This window comes from Mesorhizobium sp. WSM4832 (assembly GCF_055811115.1).
Genome location: NZ_JBVVQH010000056.1, coordinates 1 through 1192, shown reverse-complemented (window position 1 = coordinate 1192; position 1192 = coordinate 1). Strand labels below are relative to the sequence as shown.

1 protein-coding gene is annotated in these 1192 nt (G+C 65.1%); it reads left to right on the top strand.

Annotation, left to right across the window (positions count from 1 at the left end; translation table 11 throughout):
- Window positions 1-2: 2 nt before the first annotated feature.
- Window positions 3-1192, top strand: a 1190-nt coding sequence (hemA, locus tag AC0L2L_RS33320; RefSeq protein WP_473584017.1) for a 5-aminolevulinate synthase, incomplete at its 3' end; no start/stop codon positions are given.

Here is a 1192-nt window from a genome sequence, read left to right as displayed (position 1 = left end):
ACATGAACTACCAGCGGTTCTTCGAGGATGCGATCGACCAGCTCCACGCCGAGCGGCGCTACCGCGTTTTCGCCGATCTCGAGCGCATCGTAGGCAAGTTCCCGCGCGCCATCTGGCGTTGCAACGGCCGCGCCGAGGAAATCACCGTATGGTGCTCCAACGACTATCTCGGCATGGGCCAGAACGCGGACGTCATCGCCACGTTCCAGAACGCCGCCGGCCGGATGGGTTCGGGCGCCGGCGGCACCCGCAACATTTCCGGCACGTCAAACCCATTGGTCGAGCTGGAGCAGGAACTCGCCGACCTGCATGAGAAGGAAGCAGCGCTGGTGTTCACCTCCGGCTTCGTCTCCAACGAGGCCTCGATCTCGACCATCGCCCGGCTTTTGCCCAACTGCCTGATCATCTCGGACGAGCTGAACCACGCCTCGATGATCGAAGGCGTGCGCCGCTCGGGCGCCGAAAAGAAGATTTTCCGTCACAACGACGTCGCGCATCTGGAAAGCCTGCTGCAGGCGGCCGGCCGTGAGCGCGCCAAGCTGATCGTGTTCGAAAGCGTCTATTCGATGGACGGCGACATCGCGCCGATCAGAGAGATCGTCGAGCTGGCCGAACGCTACAACGCCATGACCTATATCGACGAGGTCCATGCTGTGGGCATGTACGGACCGCGCGGCGGCGGCATCACCGAGCGCGAAGGCCTGGCCGACCGTATCGACATCATCCAGGGCACTTTAGCCAAGGCGTTCGGCACGCTGGGCGGCTACATCACCGGCACAAGCGCTGTGATCGATGCGGTTCGCTCCTATGCGCCCGGCTTCATCTTCACGACAGCGCTGCCGCCGGCCATCGCCGCCGCCACCACCGCCTCGATCCGGCACCTCAAGCGCTCGCAGGCCGAGCGCGATGCGCAGCAGCGCCAGGCTGCGCGGACCAAGCAGGTGCTTGCCGCGGCCGGCTTGCCGGTGATGGAATCGGCCACCCATATCGTGCCGGTGCTGGTCGGCGATCCCGAGCTTTGCAAGATGGCGAGCGACCGGCTGCTCGGCGTGCACGGCATCTACATCCAGCCGATCAACTATCCGACCGTGCCGCGCGGCACCGAGCGGCTGCGCATCACGCCGACGCCGTTCCATTCGGATGCGCTGATCGCCGAATTGCAGGATGCGCTGGTCGAGACCTGGGACGCGCT